Source organism: Leptolyngbya sp. FACHB-1624, assembly GCF_047649235.1.
Taxonomy (GTDB): Bacteria; Cyanobacteriota; Cyanobacteriia; order Leptolyngbyales; family Leptolyngbyaceae; genus Leptolyngbya; species Leptolyngbya boryana.
In genome coordinates, this window is the sequence record NZ_CP180258.1 from 5,370,108 (window position 1) to 5,386,246 (window position 16,139).

General features: G+C 48.0%; 30 protein-coding genes. 26 read left to right on the forward strand and 4 right to left on the reverse strand.

Going from position 1 to position 16,139, the window contains the following annotated elements:
• The first annotated feature begins 241 nt into the window (after positions 1-241).
• The 3 genes from ACMUEV_RS25560 (at position 242) to ACMUEV_RS25570 (ending at position 2,100) form a co-directional block, all read left to right on the forward strand.
• Positions 242-1,219 carry an aromatic ring-hydroxylating oxygenase subunit alpha gene (locus ACMUEV_RS25560; RefSeq protein ID WP_190647083.1) on the forward strand — a complete coding sequence of 326 codons (978 nt, stop codon included), beginning with the start codon at positions 242-244 and terminating at the stop codon, positions 1,217-1,219.
• 141 nt (positions 1,220-1,360) lie between these two features.
• A complete protein-coding gene (locus tag ACMUEV_RS25565; RefSeq protein WP_242044194.1) occupies positions 1,361-1,654 on the forward strand; it encodes a hypothetical protein in 294 nt (97 codons plus the stop codon).
• Positions 1,655-1,899: 245 nt separating this feature from the next.
• Positions 1,900-2,100 (forward strand): hypothetical protein, encoded by a 201-nt coding sequence (locus tag ACMUEV_RS25570; protein WP_242044193.1) that lies wholly within the window; start codon positions 1,900-1,902, stop codon positions 2,098-2,100.
• Positions 2,101-2,255: 155 nt separating this feature from the next.
• On the opposite strand, the gene ACMUEV_RS25575 is transcribed toward ACMUEV_RS25570, so the two are convergent.
• Positions 2,256-3,155, reverse strand: a complete 900-nt coding sequence (locus ACMUEV_RS25575; RefSeq protein WP_316425607.1) for a transposase family protein — start codon at positions 3,153-3,155, stop codon at positions 2,256-2,258.
• 222 nt (positions 3,156-3,377) lie between these two features.
• Here ACMUEV_RS25575 and ACMUEV_RS25580 point away from each other — a divergent pair, with 222 nt between their 5' ends.
• From ACMUEV_RS25580 to rplO, 19 genes are all read left to right on the forward strand, one after another.
• Positions 3,378-4,292 (forward strand): hypothetical protein, encoded by a 915-nt coding sequence (locus ACMUEV_RS25580; protein WP_348251545.1) that lies wholly within the window; start codon positions 3,378-3,380, stop codon positions 4,290-4,292.
• Between the two features lie 514 nt (positions 4,293-4,806).
• Positions 4,807-5,445: a 50S ribosomal protein L3 gene (gene rplC, locus ACMUEV_RS25585; protein WP_190652365.1), complete on the forward strand. Its 639-nt coding sequence runs from the start codon at positions 4,807-4,809 to the stop codon at positions 5,443-5,445.
• Positions 5,446-5,448: 3 nt separating this feature from the next.
• Complete coding sequence (gene rplD / locus ACMUEV_RS25590; protein ID WP_190652366.1) at positions 5,449-6,084, forward strand: 50S ribosomal protein L4; 636 nt, start codon at positions 5,449-5,451, stop codon at positions 6,082-6,084.
• Complete coding sequence (locus tag ACMUEV_RS25595; RefSeq protein WP_017286259.1) at positions 6,074-6,376, forward strand: 50S ribosomal protein L23; 303 nt, start codon at positions 6,074-6,076, stop codon at positions 6,374-6,376. Before rplD ends, ACMUEV_RS25595 begins: the two co-directional genes overlap by 11 nt.
• A gap of 18 nt (positions 6,377-6,394) precedes the next feature.
• On the forward strand, positions 6,395-7,258 hold the full coding sequence (rplB, locus tag ACMUEV_RS25600; RefSeq protein WP_017286258.1) for a 50S ribosomal protein L2: 864 nt from the start codon (positions 6,395-6,397) through the stop codon (positions 7,256-7,258).
• Positions 7,259-7,276: 18 nt separating this feature from the next.
• Positions 7,277-7,555, forward strand: a complete 279-nt coding sequence (rpsS, locus tag ACMUEV_RS25605; RefSeq protein ID WP_017286257.1) for a 30S ribosomal protein S19 — start codon at positions 7,277-7,279, stop codon at positions 7,553-7,555.
• 5 nt (positions 7,556-7,560) lie between these two features.
• Entirely contained in the window at positions 7,561-7,920 is a 360-nt protein-coding gene (rplV, locus tag ACMUEV_RS25610) for a 50S ribosomal protein L22 (RefSeq protein ID WP_017286256.1), read from the forward strand.
• A gap of 15 nt (positions 7,921-7,935) precedes the next feature.
• Entirely contained in the window at positions 7,936-8,688 is a 753-nt protein-coding gene (rpsC, locus tag ACMUEV_RS25615) for a 30S ribosomal protein S3 (protein ID WP_017286255.1), read from the forward strand.
• A gap of 102 nt (positions 8,689-8,790) precedes the next feature.
• Positions 8,791-9,219 (forward strand): 50S ribosomal protein L16, encoded by a 429-nt coding sequence (rplP, locus tag ACMUEV_RS25620; RefSeq protein ID WP_026148407.1) that lies wholly within the window; start codon positions 8,791-8,793, stop codon positions 9,217-9,219.
• A 3-nt stretch (positions 9,220-9,222) separates the two neighbouring features.
• A complete protein-coding gene (gene rpmC / locus ACMUEV_RS25625) occupies positions 9,223-9,429 on the forward strand; it encodes a 50S ribosomal protein L29 (protein ID WP_190652367.1) in 207 nt (68 codons plus the stop codon).
• 6 nt (positions 9,430-9,435) lie between these two features.
• A complete protein-coding gene (gene rpsQ, locus ACMUEV_RS25630; protein WP_017286252.1) occupies positions 9,436-9,681 on the forward strand; it encodes a 30S ribosomal protein S17 in 246 nt (81 codons plus the stop codon).
• Positions 9,682-9,699: 18 nt separating this feature from the next.
• Positions 9,700-10,065, forward strand: a complete 366-nt coding sequence (rplN, locus tag ACMUEV_RS25635; protein ID WP_017286251.1) for a 50S ribosomal protein L14 — start codon at positions 9,700-9,702, stop codon at positions 10,063-10,065.
• A complete protein-coding gene (gene rplX, locus ACMUEV_RS25640) occupies positions 10,066-10,416 on the forward strand; it encodes a 50S ribosomal protein L24 (protein ID WP_199329630.1) in 351 nt (116 codons plus the stop codon).
• A gap of 49 nt (positions 10,417-10,465) precedes the next feature.
• Positions 10,466-11,011, forward strand: a complete 546-nt coding sequence (gene rplE, locus ACMUEV_RS25645) for a 50S ribosomal protein L5 (protein ID WP_017286249.1) — start codon at positions 10,466-10,468, stop codon at positions 11,009-11,011.
• A 25-nt stretch (positions 11,012-11,036) separates the two neighbouring features.
• Positions 11,037-11,438 carry a 30S ribosomal protein S8 gene (gene rpsH, locus ACMUEV_RS25650; RefSeq protein ID WP_190652368.1) on the forward strand — a complete coding sequence of 134 codons (402 nt, stop codon included), beginning with the start codon at positions 11,037-11,039 and terminating at the stop codon, positions 11,436-11,438.
• A 72-nt stretch (positions 11,439-11,510) separates the two neighbouring features.
• Positions 11,511-12,059 (forward strand): 50S ribosomal protein L6, encoded by a 549-nt coding sequence (rplF, locus tag ACMUEV_RS25655; protein ID WP_017286247.1) that lies wholly within the window; start codon positions 11,511-11,513, stop codon positions 12,057-12,059.
• A gap of 3 nt (positions 12,060-12,062) precedes the next feature.
• Complete coding sequence (gene rplR / locus ACMUEV_RS25660) at positions 12,063-12,428, forward strand: 50S ribosomal protein L18 (RefSeq protein WP_017286246.1); 366 nt, start codon at positions 12,063-12,065, stop codon at positions 12,426-12,428.
• Positions 12,429-12,439: 11 nt separating this feature from the next.
• Complete coding sequence (gene rpsE, locus ACMUEV_RS25665; RefSeq protein WP_017286245.1) at positions 12,440-12,967, forward strand: 30S ribosomal protein S5; 528 nt, start codon at positions 12,440-12,442, stop codon at positions 12,965-12,967.
• A gap of 9 nt (positions 12,968-12,976) precedes the next feature.
• Positions 12,977-13,420, forward strand: a complete 444-nt coding sequence (rplO, locus tag ACMUEV_RS25670; protein ID WP_190652369.1) for a 50S ribosomal protein L15 — start codon at positions 12,977-12,979, stop codon at positions 13,418-13,420.
• 75 nt (positions 13,421-13,495) lie between these two features.
• Here rplO and ACMUEV_RS25675 read toward each other — a convergent pair whose 3' ends face one another.
• Complete coding sequence (locus ACMUEV_RS25675) at positions 13,496-13,885, reverse strand: hypothetical protein (RefSeq protein WP_190652370.1); 390 nt, start codon at positions 13,883-13,885, stop codon at positions 13,496-13,498.
• Positions 13,886-14,166: 281 nt separating this feature from the next.
• On the opposite strand from ACMUEV_RS25675, the gene ACMUEV_RS25680 reads away from it, so the two are divergent.
• Complete coding sequence (locus tag ACMUEV_RS25680; RefSeq protein WP_190652371.1) at positions 14,167-14,430, forward strand: hypothetical protein; 264 nt, start codon at positions 14,167-14,169, stop codon at positions 14,428-14,430.
• Positions 14,424-14,864, forward strand: a complete 441-nt coding sequence (locus ACMUEV_RS25685; RefSeq protein WP_190652372.1) for a type II toxin-antitoxin system VapC family toxin — start codon at positions 14,424-14,426, stop codon at positions 14,862-14,864. The genes ACMUEV_RS25680 and ACMUEV_RS25685 overlap by 7 nt, the downstream gene beginning before the upstream one ends.
• Before the next feature lie 114 nt (positions 14,865-14,978).
• On the opposite strand, the gene ACMUEV_RS25690 is transcribed toward ACMUEV_RS25685, so the two are convergent.
• Both ACMUEV_RS25690 and ACMUEV_RS25695 read right to left on the reverse strand, forming a co-directional pair.
• Entirely contained in the window at positions 14,979-15,275 is a 297-nt protein-coding gene (locus tag ACMUEV_RS25690; protein ID WP_190652373.1) for a type II toxin-antitoxin system RelE/ParE family toxin, read from the reverse strand.
• Positions 15,272-15,496: an addiction module protein gene (locus ACMUEV_RS25695; RefSeq protein WP_017286239.1), complete on the reverse strand. Its 225-nt coding sequence runs from the start codon at positions 15,494-15,496 to the stop codon at positions 15,272-15,274. The genes ACMUEV_RS25690 and ACMUEV_RS25695 overlap by 4 nt, the downstream gene beginning before the upstream one ends.
• A gap of 98 nt (positions 15,497-15,594) precedes the next feature.
• Between ACMUEV_RS25695 and ACMUEV_RS25700 the strand changes: the two genes are divergently transcribed.
• A complete protein-coding gene (locus ACMUEV_RS25700; RefSeq protein WP_190652374.1) occupies positions 15,595-15,741 on the forward strand; it encodes a hypothetical protein in 147 nt (48 codons plus the stop codon).
• Positions 15,742-15,823: 82 nt separating this feature from the next.
• Positions 15,824-16,060 carry a type II toxin-antitoxin system Phd/YefM family antitoxin gene (locus ACMUEV_RS25705; RefSeq protein ID WP_017286237.1) on the forward strand — a complete coding sequence of 79 codons (237 nt, stop codon included), beginning with the start codon at positions 15,824-15,826 and terminating at the stop codon, positions 16,058-16,060.
• Positions 16,061-16,139 lie beyond the last annotated feature (79 nt).

Genomic DNA, 16,139 nt, shown 5'->3' on the forward strand with positions numbered 1-16,139 from the left:
TCGAGAGGCACGATTGTCCAACAAGAACAAAGCCTGACCCCCGTTACTTTCTTTACAGACAGAGAATCAGAGGAAAGAGTAAATTTGCTTTTAGTAACTTCATCCTGCATAAATTCCCGGTGCTCAATGAAAGCAATTCCAAGGCTCTCGAATCTACCCGTCGTGGATAAGGTGCTAGTCAGACACTGATAGCATTCAGGATTTCCTCATCTCAAAGAACCATATTAGTGAAGCGAATCTTATGATTGATCCGATTCTGTGGAATGACTGGCATCCTGTTGCTCGGTCAGCTGATCTCAAACCTGGAACCATTCTGCGATCGCGGCTACTTGGCACTGATTTAGTCCTTTGGCGCGGGCAGAACACAGGCGCAATGGCTTGGGAAGATCGCTGTCCACATCGAAGTGTGCAACTTTCCAATGGCACTGTAGTAGATAACACGCTGGTCTGTCCTTATCATGGCTTAGCTTACAACTCAGCAGGACAATGTGTTAAAGTCCCGGCTCATCCCAACTATGTCCCACCAAAACAAGCCTGTGTGAAATCGTTTGCGGTACAAGAACAGTATGGGGTCGTTTTCGTTGCGCTCGGCAACCCGCCTACATCAGTTGCTCCGTTTCCTGAATGGAATGATCCGACATTTCAGACCTACCTCAGCGGTGGGCATTACTGTCGCTGTAGTGGATTGCGAGCCATTGAGAATTTTCTCGATGTAGCTCATTTTCCGTTTGTCCATGCCGGAATTTTAGGAGAACCTAGTCAACCTGTGATCGAAGACTATGAGGTACATTCGATCGATACAGGCATTTACATGAAGAATATCCAAGTCTGGCAGCCCGATCCCGATGGAACTGGACAGGGAGGTATTGCTACTTACGAATATTGGACGCTCCGTCCCTTAACTGCTGCCCTGATGAAGAAACGGGAAGATGGTCAAACGATGGTGCTTTTAACTTACATGACCCCTGTTTCTGAAGAAGAATGTCTTGGATGGGTATGGGGAGCATTGAACTATGCTCATCACCTATCCGAAGCAGAGATGGAGGCGTTTCAGGATGAGGTCATGCTGCAAGATGTCGGAAATTTAGAATCCCATCGTCCAAAACGGTTGCCGCTGGATGGTCAGACAGAGTTTCACTTGCCGAGTGATCGTGCTTCTCTCGCCTATCGAAAGTGGCTCAAACAACTGGGAGTAACTTACGGTACATTGAGGGCATAGCACAGAGTTGACCATTCAGATTCCTCTGAACTTGAAGCTACGATCGCGCTCACTGGTTGTTAAAACTCTAAATCAATTACTTTCACAAATAGTTGTTACGTTAAGATTGGGGCATAAAAGTTCGATCGTAATTCTCATCTAATGTCAGATTCTTCTGTTTCTACAGCATCTCTCGAATTACTGCTTCATGAAATTGAAGCGACCCCTAAAGAGTACTGGGGAGACTTGCTAGTGGCGTTGCGGCAAGCTCGACAGAAGATCCCAACTTCGACGGAATCTGTCATCAATGCTGAACAAGCGGCGAAAAATCAAGCAGCGATCGACCTTTTAGATTCTTGGCTGAGCGAAGATGCCTCTGAGGATCAGCAAACCTGGAAGTTTTTGAAGACAGCTTTAGATGAAGATCGCTTGTCCGATCGCCCCTTATTCCCATGAGTCGTTTGATTGTCCTAGATTCAGGTCCACTGGGCATGATAACGAATCCGAAAGCTGAAGGAATTACCCTCGATTGCCAAACCTGACTAAAATCCCTTCTACGTCGCGGAGAAAGGGTTGCAATTCCTGAGATTGCAGATTATGAGGTGCGACGTGAGTTGCTACGGGCGGGATTAGTCAGAAGTGTGCGGTGACTGGATGAGTTGAAACAGACCCTTGAGTATGCTCGGATTGACACAGAAACAATGCTGCAAGCGGCTACCTTTTGGGCAGAGATTCGCCGATCGGGACAACCGACGGCTGATCCTAAAGCACTGGATGGGGATGTAATTTTAGCTGCTCAAGCTCATCTGCTACAGGATGAAACAACACAGGTGATTGTTGCAACCACGAATGTGGCTCACCTTTCTCGTCTTGTGACAGCATTGGACTGGCAGGCGATTTAAGAGACAGGATGATGAATTGAATGGTTTGCTTGAGTTCTTTCAGACGCGTAACATTGGCGCGATTGCCGAAACGAACTCTCTACAAAGACAACTTGTATTAGAGTTGTTGGGGAATAAGTTGTAGAGTTGTGAAATTCCTGCTTTTTGCCATCAGGTTAAGCAGCGATCAAGTAAAAGTTCCAGAGTCCGGCAGCAGTCAGCATCAAACGGTCATCAAAATCTTGTGTGCGATTCCGATAAATCGCACTCGCCGCCCCATAACGCTTGATGCCTGCAAACGCATTTTCACAGACAACTCGCGATTGGCTCAAACTGCGATTTTCTTGTTTCTGTTCCTCGCTTAGCTCACCTCCTCTCGGTTTCTTGTGTGGAATACGAATATTGACATACTCGGATTGCAAGCCTTGAAAGCCTAAATCTACCTCGATTGGGATCTCATCCGGGATATGAAAAGCGATCTCCTCTTCCGCTTCAAATCGCTTATCGTGGAGCTTTCCCTCACGAGATGGACTCAACACTAACACTCGCTTGGTTTGGTCTACTGCCGCAAGATGCTTGCGAGTATGTCGGCGCTTTTTGCCGGAGTAGTTCTGCGTCTGAGTGTCTGGATCTTGCGGACGTTGAATCGGGCGCTCTGTCCCATCAATCATCACCCGCTCCACACCTGGAAACATTTCTAGGAACGCTTCAATACTCCGCAGCTTGCGCTCTGGTAGCACCATCTCATGACCCAACGCTGCTTCAAGAACAGGTTGCAGTTCGTGCATCCATTCGTGTGTTTGGGAGCGGTCCAGGTCAAACAAAATTCCCGCTAAATCAAACGTCGGGTAGCACTTGAAGTAGAGCAAAATATAGAACAGCTTCGCTTCTATGCTTTGCAGTCTCGCTTTGCGTCCACCTCCCCTTGCTCGTTTTCGCACGGGCTTTGCTGCTACTCGACTTGCCTCATACGCCTGCTCAAAACTCGGCAGCAAGGCATCAAAAGCTTTGCGATTTAGCCCTGTCAATGCTCGCAGCAGTCGGTCTTGGTTCAGTGCGCGTTCAAGGTTTAGCATCGGGTAAGATGACGGTTCTCTTGTCTATTATCACTTATTTCCCAACAGGTCTATTATTTGTCCCGAGCGCATGAAAATTTCAGACTGAGAAAGTAAAAGAAAATCAAGTTACGATCGCGACCTTAAACACTACAGTGGGACATTTGGAGAGAGCCAAAAATAAATTTGGGCATTCTGTATCGTGTAAAGGAATACTATTTGCTGGTTCTTTTCTCTAAATGTATGATCCTTGAAGCTCTTTTCACTGGTGCAGCAATCTTCTGCGTAGAAGCAGTCCGAACATTTGCTTCTGAGTTTGTTACTGAGGTCGTTTACCGTTGGAAAAATTCAAGAACCAAAGCTAAGCCTGATGCACAGCAAAATAGCTTCAATGTGAAAACGGCTCAAGCAACAGTACAAGACCTAGAAACGATTGATGCCGAGATAGTTGAACTTGAGCGTAAAGCAAGACGTGACGGAAGTTCGAGTCGAGCTGATCAAGATCGTCAGCAAGAATTAGAACAGCAGCGAGCTGAAAAGTTTAAACAATATGAAGCAGCAAAATCAGAAGAGATTTTGAGTGAACAAGCAGAGAATGCAGAAAACTATATAGCATCGGTATTAAGTAGTGATCGCGTTCATGTGCTTCAATATCACATGGGTCAAGTTGTATTAGAGAAAAAATGCTCTGCATGCCAACGACCAATGATCCTTCAATCTAGACAAAGATTAGATGGTAGCTTATACAGACTTGAGGATTTCTTTTGGTCTTGTACTGGGTACTTTAACCCTGCGCATCTTCAATGCAGAGGAACACAACCCTTTAGGAAACAAGACTCTGCTTTTTTGCACAAAACGAATGTACTTGAGCTAACTGTTTCCAACGCTGATCTTTCCTCAATCTTTGAGAGCCGTTCTGTCCAAAATGCAGTTGTGGAACGAGTAAAATCCCACGTCAAAGAAAAAGATCAGGAAATAATGTGTTCTATTCATCACGTTCCTATGACCTTACGTGAGAGGCGTGAGCATTCAGGAGCAGCATTGGATATGTTTTTTCTAGGTTGTCCTCATCCTGGATGTCAGCAAACCGTAAAGTTGAAATCTGCGGCTCAACTTGCAGCTTATCTACAACGAAAAGAAGGACGAGGGATTCTTTAGTTTTTATTTCAATCGATTTTTACCGGTGCTCTCTGGCTAAGAATTAAACAGCTTCAAAATTTTCTAGACAGTTTTGCCAATTGTGTCCTATAGTGTTTAATTGTCGCTAAAATTCAGTTGGGCAATTTCCGGGAAATCTCTCTGGATAAAACTCCGAGAGCATTTTTATGTGTGCTTGAGCGCACAGTAAAGTCTCCCAGAACTTGCAACCCTTCGAGCAAGAAGCTGAGCCAAATCAGTCTTTCTTCGCGAGTAGATTCCGACTCCTGGAAACTGAGTAGCAACCCTACTTAAGTCCGATCGGAAATCGCATTTTCAGAGCAGATGCACTATCAGCTTTTCGATAAATGCTTGAAGAAACCAACTTAAAAACGCGGAATCCGCTGCCTCCAATCTCCTTGGGGCAAGATTCTTCTGGTTGTCCGACCGTGGATCCGTTGGAGTGACTTGAGACGCAGAGCGGCGATCGTTGGGTTCGCTGATTCTGCATAACGTGTAAAACAGGAGAAAAACAGTGGCTGTCGGAATTGTCGGCACGAAGCTGGGCATGACACAAGTGTTTGATGAACAGCGGAGAGCAATCCCCGTTACCATCATTCAGGCAGGTCCTTGCCCCGTGACGCAGGTAAAAATTAAAGAAACAGACGGATATTCTGCAATCCAAATCGGATATGGCGAATGTACCGAGAAAGCATTGAACAAGCCCGCGCTTGGTCATCTGAAAAAATCAGAATCTCCGCCTCTGCGCCACTTGATGGAATATCGAGTCGATAACGCAGGAGACTACACCCTCGGTCAGCAATTGAAAGCTGATTTGTTTGAGGCAGGTCAAATTGTAGACGTGGTTGGAACTAGCATCGGACGTGGGTTCGCCGGTTATCAGAAACGTCACAATTTTGCCAGAGGTCCAATGTCGCACGGTTCTAAAAACCACCGTGAACCAGGTTCGACTGGAGCAGGTACAACTCCTGGACGGGTTTATCCTGGGAAGCGCATGGCAGGTCGCTTAGGTGGAACTCGTACCACAGTTCGGAAGTTGACCATCGTGCGCGTCGATGCAGAACGCAACTTGATCTTGATCAAAGGTGCAGTTCCTGGAAAACCCGGTGCGCTGGTAGAAATCGTGCCCGCTACGATCGTCGGGAGCAAATAGACAATGGCAGACTTTAAAGTAAAAGATTGGGACGGCAAAGAGTCGGGAACTGCCGCAATCGAATTAAAAACCGCAAGACCCGAAAGTGCAGCTGGCATTCTGCACCGTGCTGTGGTTCGTCAGTTGGCGAATGTACGTCAAGGTAATGCTTCAACCAAAACGCGATCGGAAGTGCGCGGTGGTGGACGCAAGCCTTGGAGACAGAAAGGAACTGGTCGTGCCCGTGCAGGTTCGAGCCGTTCTCCGCTGTGGAGAGGGGGCGGTGTGATCTTTGGACCGAAACCCAGAGATTACTCGATCAAAATGAACCGGAAAGAGCGTCGCTTAGCGCTGAGAACGGCATTCCAAGGACGCGCAGAAGATTTGATCGTCGTGCAGGACTTTGCAGCAAAGCTGCCGCGCCCGAAAACGAAAGAATTAGTTGCAGCGCTGTCTCGTTGGGGTGTTGAAGCGGGATCGAAAGTCTTAATGATCGTGGCTGAACGCGATGATAATGTTTATCTCTCGGCTCGCAACGTTGAAAAACTGAGACTGATCTCGGCGAACAACCTCAATGTGTATGACTTGCTGCACGCAGATCATATTGTTGCGACATCTGCCGCATTAGAAAAAATCCAGGAGGTGTACGGTGAAGACTGATCCCCGCAACCTAGCCGATCTGATTCGCCGTCCGCTGATTACGGAAAAGGCGACTCGGTTACTAGAACTGAATCAATACACGTTTGAAGTGATGCCCAAAGCATCCAAGCCTGAAATCAGAGCCGCGATCGAATACTTATTCGATGTCAAGGTCACTGGAATCAGCACCATGAATCTTCCTCGCAAGAAGAAACGGGTCGGCAAGTACATCGGGTACAAACCCACCTACAAAAAAGCGATCGTCACCCTTGCAGAAGGCGATTCGATCACGCTGTTCCCCGAACAAGTATAACCACCAAGAGAGCAAGTTATGGGCATCCGAAATTATCGACCCTATACCCCCGGCACTCGCCAACGCAGCGTGACTGACTTCGCGGAAGTCACGAAATCGGAACCCGAAAAGTCTTTGGTGACATACAAGCACCGTAAGAAAGGACGGAACAACCGAGGCGTGATCACCTGTCGTCACCGGGGTGGCGGTCACAAAAAACTCTATCGAATCATTGACTTCAAACGCGATAAGCGTGGAGTTGTCGCGAACGTCGCTGCAATCGAATACGATCCGAACCGCAACGCTCGCATCGCATTGCTGTACTACACAGACGGCGAAAAGCGTTACATTTTACATCCGGTTGGATTGCAAGTTGGAACGAAAGTGCAAGCCGGTGCAGATGCGCCGATCGAAGTTGGAAACGCACTGCCGTTGGAGAACATTCCTTTAGGTACGATCGTTCACAACGTTGAGCTTCAACCTGGTAAGGGCGGACAGATCGTTCGTGCTGCAGGTGCTGCGGCTCAGGTGTTTGCGAAAGAAGGGGACTATGTCACCTTAAAACTGCCTTCAACTGAAGTTCGCAAAGTTCGCAAAGAGTGTTACGCCACGATCGGACAAGTTGGCAACACCGAGCACCGCAACCAGAGCTTAGGAAAAGCAGGTCGGAAACGCCATTTAGGTCGTCGTCCTGAAGTTCGTGGTAGTGTAATGAACCCAGTGGATCACCCACATGGTGGTGGTGAAGGACGTGCGCCGATTGGACGCTCTGGCCCTGTTACACCTTGGGGTAAACCCGCTTTGGGTGCGAAGACTCGCAACAAGAAGAAACTCAGCAGCGCCTTGATCGTGCGTCGTCGTCGTAAGACTTCTAAGCGCGGACGTGGCGGACGCGAATCGTAGTTAAGGAGACGATAAACGATGGCACGTTCATTGAAAAAAGGTCCCTTTATTGCAGACCACTTGATGAAAAAAGTGGAAGCAGCACGGGCAAAAGGAGACAACCAAGTGATCAAAACTTGGTCGAGAGCGTCCACCATTTTGCCGCAAATGATTGGCATGACCTTTGGCGTACACAACGGCAAAACCCATGTCCCAGTCTATGTGAGCGAACAAATGGTTGGACATAAGCTAGGTGAATTTGCGCCGACTCGGACTTACCGGGGACATGGCGGCGGCGATAAGAAATCGCGGAGATAGAAACAATGGCGACACAAATCCAAGGAGAAGTTAAGGCAGTAGCCAAGTACATTCGGATGTCACCTTTTAAGGTGCGTCGAGTTCTGGATCAAATTCGCGGTCGTTCCTATCGGGAAGCGCTGATTATCCTAGAATTCATGCCGTATCGCGCGTGTGAGCCTGTCTTGAAGGTTTTACGATCGGCGGCAGCCAACGCTGAGCATAACGAAGGATTAAACCGGGGAAGCTTGGTTGTCAGTCAGGCTTATGCTGACCAAGGACCTGTGCTAAAGCGGTTTAGACCGAGAGCACAAGGGCGGGCATATCAAATCCGCAAACCGACGTGTCACATCACGATCGGTGTTGCTCCAGGCGCAGATTCATAAGGGAGAACAACCAAAATGGGACAAAAGATTAACCCCAATGGATTTCGGCTGGGTGTGATTAAAGAACACCGATCGCGCTGGTTTGCAGAAGCCGATCGCTATCCCGAACTGCTGCAAGAAGACCACAAGATTCGGAATTTCTTCATGAAGAATCCGAAGAATCTGGACAACTTGAAGAAGCCCGGGATCTCCGAAATCCGAGTCGAGCGGAAAGCTGACCAGATTGATTTAGAAATTCGTACCTCTCGCCCCGGCGTTGTTGTTGGACGCGGTGGTGCTGGAATTGAAGTGTTGAGAACAAACCTTCAGCAAGTATTGGGCAACAGCGATCGTCAAATCCGCATCAACGTGGTGGAAGTAGCGAGAGTCGATGCCGATGCAATGTTGATTGGAGAGTACATTGCTGAACAACTTGAGCGTCGGGTTTCGTTCCGCCGTGTCGTTCGCCAAGCAATCCAACGCGCTCAGCGGGCTGGCATTGAAGGAATCAAGATCCAAGTGAGCGGTCGTCTGAACGGAGCTGAAATTGCTCGTCCAGAGTGGACTCGCGAAGGTCGAGTTCCCCTGCACACCTTGAGAGCAGATATTGACTACGCTTACACCACTGCACAAACGATCTACGGAACGTTGGGGATCAAAATCTGGGTATTTAAGGGAGAAATCCTACCCGGACAAGAGCGCGAAGCAGAAGTCGTCGCGCCAAACCAACAGCCCCGTCGTCGCCAGCAGCGTCGTCAGCGTTTTGAAGACCGATCGAATGAAGGGTAGAAACAGCGGGGAGTAGGGAATAGGGAGAAAAAGACTGTAAAGCTTGCTCTCCCCACTCCCCACTCTCCACTCCCCACCCACAGACCTTACAGGTATCGACCAATGTTAAGCCCAAGAAGAACAAAATTCCGTAAGCAGCAGCGCGGTCGGATGCGAGGATTGGCGACACGCGGAAGTCAACTCAACTTCGGTGACTTCGGCTTACAAGCCCTAGAGCCAACCTGGATCACATCGCGCCAAATTGAAGCTAGCCGTCGAGCGATGACGCGCTACATCCGCCGGGGTGGACAAATCTGGATTCGGATTTTCCCTGACAAACCCGTCACTGCACGTGCCGCAGAAACCCGGATGGGTTCTGGTAAAGGTGCGCCTGAATACTGGGTTGCAGTCGTGAAACCGGGTCGGATCATGTTCGAGATCGCAGGAGTGCCCGAAGAAACTGCAAGAGAAGCAATGCGACTCGCCCAGTACAAACTCCCGATCAAAACTAAATTCATCACCCGTCAGCAAGTCGTCGAGGAGGAATCATAAATCATGGCACTTCCAAAAATTGCGGACGCACGCGAACTCAAAGACGAGGAACTCTCAGATCAAATTCTGGCTGTCAAGAAAGAGCTATTTCAACTCCGAATGCAGCAAGGGACTCGTCAACTCGATAAACCCCATCAGTTCAAACATCTTAAGCACCGCCTCGCGCAGCTTTTGACCGTAGAACATGAACGACAGTTGAAAGGTGAGTAATCCCAAATGGCAGTCAAAGAAAGAGTTGGCGTAATTGTCAGCGACAAAATGGACAAAACGGTAGTGGTTGCGGTCGAAAGCCGTACCGCGCATCCCAAATACGGAAAAATCGTAGTCCGAACCAAGCGCTACAAAGCACATGACGAAGAAAACAAGTGCAAAGAAGGCGATCGCGTTCGGATTCAAGAAACTCGCCCCTTAAGCCGCACCAAACGCTGGGCTGTGCTTGAGATCCTGAGTACCAAAGCCTAACCCTACTAGGAGACGGACATGATTCAGCAGGAAACCTATCTCAATGTGGCAGACAACAGCGGCGCACGTAAACTGATGTGCATTCGCGTGTTGGGCGGCAATCGTCGCTATGCCGGCATTGGTGATGTCATTGTTGCTGTCGTGAAGGATGCAACCCCGAACATGGCAGTGAAAAAGTCGGACGTGGTGAAAGCCGTGATCGTTCGCACCCGGAAAACTTTACGTCGTGATAGCGGCATGAGCATCCGGTTCGACGACAACGCAGCGGTCATCATCAACGCAGACGGAAATCCCAGAGGCACGCGTGTGTTTGGACCCGTCGCTCGTGAACTTCGTGAGAAGAACTTCACCAAAATCGTATCTCTAGCTCCGGAGGTGCTGTAGATGGCACTTAAGAAGAAAAAGTCCCCCATTGCACTGAAAATGCACGTTAAAACGGGTGACACTGTACAAGTGATTTCTGGAAACGACAAGGGTAAAGTGGGCGAGATTGTTCGCACTTTCCCTAGACTCAGCAAAGTCATCGTCAAAGGCGTAAACATCAAAACCAAGCATGTTAAGCCAAAAGGCGAAGGCGAATCGGGCAGTATCGAGACCTATGAATTTCCGATCCATAGCTCGAATGTCATGTTGTATTCCGAAAAGCAAAAAGTTGCATCCAGAGTCTGCTACACCTTCACCGAAGATGGTCGCAAGGTTCGCAAACTGATCAAAACTGGCGAAATCATTGATTAGCCCTTGAACTTAACTTAGCCCTGACCAAGCCCAGGGAGGAACTAAAACAATGTCCAACAGACTGAAAACCTCGTACGAAGAAAAAGTCGTTCCCAAACTCAGAGAGCAGTTTGGTTACACCAACGTCCACCAAGTTCCCAAAGTCGTCAAGATCACCGTGAATCGGGGTCTGGGCGAAGCGTCACAGAATGCGAAAGCGCTTGAAGCATCTGTCAACGAACTCGCAATCATCACTGGTCAAAAACCTGTTGTAACTCGCGCTAAAAAAGCGATCGCAGGTTTCAAAATTCGTCAAGGAATGCCAGTTGGGGTGATGGTGACGCTCAGAGCCGACCGCATGTATAACTTTTTGGACCGTTTGATGAACCTCGCGCTGCCTCGGATTCGGGACTTTCGCGGTATTAGCCCGAAAAGCTTTGACGGACGAGGAAACTATACCCTCGGTCTGAGAGAGCAATTGATCTTCCCCGAAATCGAATACGACAGTGTCGATCAAATTCGGGGGATGGACATTTCAATCATCACGACTGCAAATACCGACGAAGAGGGACGCGCCCTGCTGAAAGAAATGGGTATGCCCTTCCGCGATCAGTAAATGCAGTCAAATCACAGAGGCAACTATGGCAGCGAATGACACTATTTCAGATATGCTGACGCGCATTCGGAATGCAAGCTTAGCGCGTCACCAAACCACCGAAGTTCCATCGACTCGTATGACTCGCAGTATCGCTGAGGTACTGGTCTCTGAAGGCTTTATTTCTTCAGTGGAAGAAGTCGGCGAAGCTCCGAAAAAGAACCTAGTTCTTGGCTTGAAATACAAAGGCAAGAACCGCAAACCGATCATCACCGCGCTGAAGCGGGTGAGCCGCCCCGGTTTGCGCGTGTACTCGAACCGTAAAGACCTTCCTCGCGTTTTAGGCGGGATCGGAATTGCGATCGTGTCCACCTCAAGCGGCATTATGACCGATCGCGATGCCCGGAAATCGGGAGTTGGCGGAGAAGTCCTTTGCTACGTCTGGTAATTGTTGGTCGATTGGGTTGCCCAACGTTAGAGATGTGAATTTAACGCATCTGTACGATAGAGGAAATTAGCTATGTCTCGGATTGGAAAACGTCCTATTACGCTTCCCGCTAAGGTGACGATCACGATCAACGGTCAAGAAGTCGTGGTAAAGGGACCCAAAGGTGAACTTACAAGAGTTCTGCCTGCGGGAGTCACCATCAGAACTGAAGGCGATACGGTAAACGTCGATCGCGTGAATGATTCTCGGATGGCAAGAGAGCGGCATGGATTGTGCCGTACACTCGTTGCGAACATGGTTGAAGGAGTTTCGACAGGCTTTAGCCGCCGCCTCGAAATTCAAGGGGTCGGTTATCGGGCTGCTGTTCAGGGCAAAAACTTGAACATGAACATGGGTTATAGCCACCCTGTACTGATCGAGCCGCCGGACGGGATTCAATTCCAGGTTGAAAACAACGTTAACGTTACGGTTACGGGCATCGATAAAGAGATCGTTGGAAACACAGCCGCGAAGATTCGGGCAGTCCGTCCGCCTGAGCCTTACAAAGGTAAAGGGATTCGCTATGCAGGCGAGAAGGTTCGTCGCAAGGTTGGTAAGACTGGCGGTAAAGGGAAGAAATAAACCATGAGCAAAGTAAGTCGTCGAGAATCTACACGCCAGCGCCACCAGCGAATTCGTCGCCGTGTTTCTGGCACTCCAGAGCGTCCTCGGTTAGCCGTTTATCGATCGAACCAGCATATTTATGCTCAGTTAATCGATGATGTCGCTCAAGCGACCATTGCTTCTGCATCAACTGTTGATCCAGAAGTGAAAGGCAAGATCGAATCGGGCGCAAACTGTGCGGCCGCATCTGAAGTGGGCAAGTTGATTGCCCAACGTGCGAAAGCAAAAGGCATCGAGCAAGTTGTGTTCGATCGCGGTGGTAATTTGTATCATGGTCGCGTCCAGACCTTAGCGGATGCTGCCCGTGAAGCTGGTCTTAACTTCTAGGAGCAAAACATATGGCTAAGGCGAAAGGCAAAGAAAAGAAATCCCGTGAAAAGGAATCTGATTTCCAGGAGCGCGTTGTCCAAATCCGTCGTGTGACTAAAGTAGTAAAGGGTGGTAAAAAACTCAGCTTTAGAGCGATCGTGGTTGTCGGCAACGAAAAAGGTCAAGTCGGTGTCGGTGTCGGCAAGGCAAGTGATGTCATCGGCGCTGTGAAGAAGGGCGTAGCAGATGGTAAAAAACATCTGATTGAGGTTCCTTTGACTAAGGCGAACTCGATTCCTCATCCTTCTACTGCTTCTGGCGGTGGTGCGAAGGTCATGATGCGTCCGGCAGCTCCAGGGACTGGGGTAATTGCTGGGGGCGCGGTTCGGACTGTGCTTGAGCTTGCGGGTGTGAAAAATATCCTGGCTAAGCAACTCGGTTCGGGCAATCCTCTGAATAATGCGCGCGCGGCTGTGTCTGCTTTGAGTGGGCTGCGTACGCTGTCGGATGTTGCACAAGAGCGTGACATTCCGGTTGAAAAACTTTACGGCGTTTAGGAGGCATTGATGAGATTAGAAGATGCTGTGCCTCAAAAAGGCTCAACCAAGCGCAAGCGTCGCATTTGCCGTGGAATTTCTGCGGGTCAAGGTGCGAGCGGTGGTTTTGGAATGCGGGGTCAAAAATCTCGATCGGGTCGTCCGACTCGTCCGGGGTTTGAAGGGGGCCAAACTCCTTTGTATCGCCGCTTGCCGAAGTTGAAGTACTTTACGGTGATCAATCGTAAGCACTTTACGGTGATCAATGTGGGTGATTTGGCTGAGTTGGCGGCTGGAACTGAAGTGACGTTGTCTTCGCTGATGGATGCGGGGATTGTGACTCAGGATGATGGCCCGCTGAAGATTTTGGGTGATGGTGACTTGTCGGTGAAGCTGACTGTGAAAGCAGCAGCGTTTACTGAAGGCGCTAAGTCGAAAATCGAAGCCGCTGGCGGAACTTGCGAAGTCGTTTAAGTTCGAAACTTAGTTGATTAAAAAAGCCCTGTACTGAATAGTATGGGGCTTTTTTTATGTGTTTAAAGCTCTAGCTCAGAAAGGAATATCATCAAAAGAAATATCATGAGTGCTCATTCTCTGGTTATAAGGCTTAAAGATCGCTTTATCTGAATTTGAAGGCTGATCTTTTTCCTGGGCTTGATGTTCTTTCATTAATTGACTAAGTTGGGCTGATGTAGATTCGAGCTTTTTTGAAAGAACACAAACTTGATACTTCAGTTCATCAATGTATGCAGCTAATTCAACCGAACAACGTAAATCTAGGGCTTTGCGCTCGACGTTGAGGAGAATTTGACTATGTTGCTCTTGATGCTCATTGTCATAAGCATCCTCTTCGTCATAAGTATTTTCTTCTTCAAGCATTTCATCTTCACTCATCGCCATTGCTGCTTCTATTAGCTCATCCATTGGCTCGTAATTCATTCAATTCCTCCACTCTTATATGGTGAGATGGTCTCCCGTTTTAGATTGCTTTTTGTATGAGTATTCCCGTGATGTCTTTGAGATCTCTTCTTGTTAAGTTGAAGAACTAGAGCAAGGCGAAGTTCTGTAGATGTGACTGAGTAATGGGAAATTGATCGGTTTTGGGACTACCAAGCCATTAATTAAGCATGATGTTTTGGGCGAGACGAGCAAACATCATTCTGCTCTGAAAGCTCTATTGCGAGATATGATCAACACACGATCGTCTGGAGGTTGCAGAAATGCTAGATGTCGATAAGCAATACGTTTACAACGAGCAAGGAGAAGCTATCGCGGTTCAAATTCCACTTGAACAATTTCGACAGATTGAGCAACTTCTTAGCAACGTCCCGCAACCCATTTCACCAGATGAGTCCGATCAACCGGAAGCAGAACTAGAATACGTGAACGGGATTTTGGTCATCAAATCTCAGGGCACGAAGATTCCTGCTTCCATAGTGGACGATATGCGCGAAGAACGGATTCGGGAACTTGGTGGATGGTAAAAGTTCTGTTCGACACAAATATTATTGTCGCTGCTCTGTCTGAAGCTCACGAAATGCACGATCGCGCTAGACCTTGGTTAGAACAAGTACAAATCGATCGAACTATTGAAGGTTTCATCTCAACCCATAGCTTTGCAGAATCTTATTCTATTCTGACACGACTGCCACCACCTTATCGAATTAGTCCGGCAAACGCCGAACGCCTTTTATCAGAAGATTTGACTCAGTTTACTAGAATCAGTTTAACGGCTGAGGATTATCAAGCAGTACTCAGAAAAGTAGTTCAGATGAATATCTCAGGTGGTGGAATTTACGATACTCTCATTGCCTATGCTGCTCTCAAAGCAAATGTAGATATGCTTTTAACATTTAATGTTAAGCACTTTGTCAGATTGGGAGAAGAAGTTGCACAACTCGTTCAGCTTCCTGATTGACGTTTAGGAACAGTGTAACCAAGCAGGGAAAATGGCTCAAGTTCAGGGTAATCTGATGCGCGATAGCTTCGGGCTAATACGATCGCTTCTTCCACAGAATGCTTCGACCTCAGCTTAATTTCTCGATCGCCATTTCTTCGGATTTGCCCGACCGTGAATAATCGCTAATACAATCACGCGATCGACAACAACGCGATAATAGATTACATAAGGAAATCGCCGCACAACAGCCCGTCGGATATCTCTGCGAACCACTTCATACAACTCTGGCATCTGACAAATCTGATTCAGCCTCTCATCCACACAATCTAGAAAATCATCTCCAAGATCCTCTTGTTGTGCCTCATACCACTGATAAGCTTCGTCCAACTCTTGCCGCGCTTCTGGTCGAACAGTTAAAACAAAACTCATGACTTTTTCTTAATCGAGGCTTTGACCTCTTCCCAAGTCATGACATCATCTGGATTTGCATCATAAGCCGCACTTCTACGATCGAGTTCCTGCTCCTGTTCCAGTGTTAATTCAGGAAAACCCTGCTCCGCTGCAATTCCATCCCAAATCGCTTGAACCAGGCGAATACGATCGTCAATACTCAACTCATTAATCTGATTCAAGGTATTGTTGATGTCCATGCCATTGCCTCGATATCTACTCCCAAGATAAGCGATATCTAATCGGTAGATCGATCTATCGATTAGATATTTGTCTAATTCAATATTTTTTGGTAGACATGATCGCTTTTCGCTGTGCCGAAGGCAATGTGATTCACATCTCTGTAAAAGAATTTCAAGAAATTGAGCGGATTCTTTCACAGGAAGGCGATCGCGTACCAGAAGAATCTGAATCCGACAAGAATCTGAATCCGACAAGAATCTGAATCCGAGCAACCGGACGAAGAAATCGAATACCTGCACTTAAGATGGATTAGATATCATTGTGGCAGATCGAGAGAATAGCTTATGATTCCAGTCGATGATGCTCGACAGCAGTTGCAAGATTTGATTGATACCGTCAGCAAGTCCCATCAACCGATCGTAATCGCAGGGCAAAACAACAATGCTGTGTTGCTCTCTGAAGCAGATTGGGCATCGGTGCAGGAGACTCTCTATCTGCTCTCTGTTCCAGGAATGCGAGAGTCGATCCGAGAAGGATTAGCAACCCCGATCGAAGAGTGCGATCGGGAGTTAGAGTGGTGAACTGGAAACTGGTGTACACGAAACAGGCACAGAAAGACGCTAAAAAACTTGCTTCTAGGAACTTACGAGAAAAGGCACA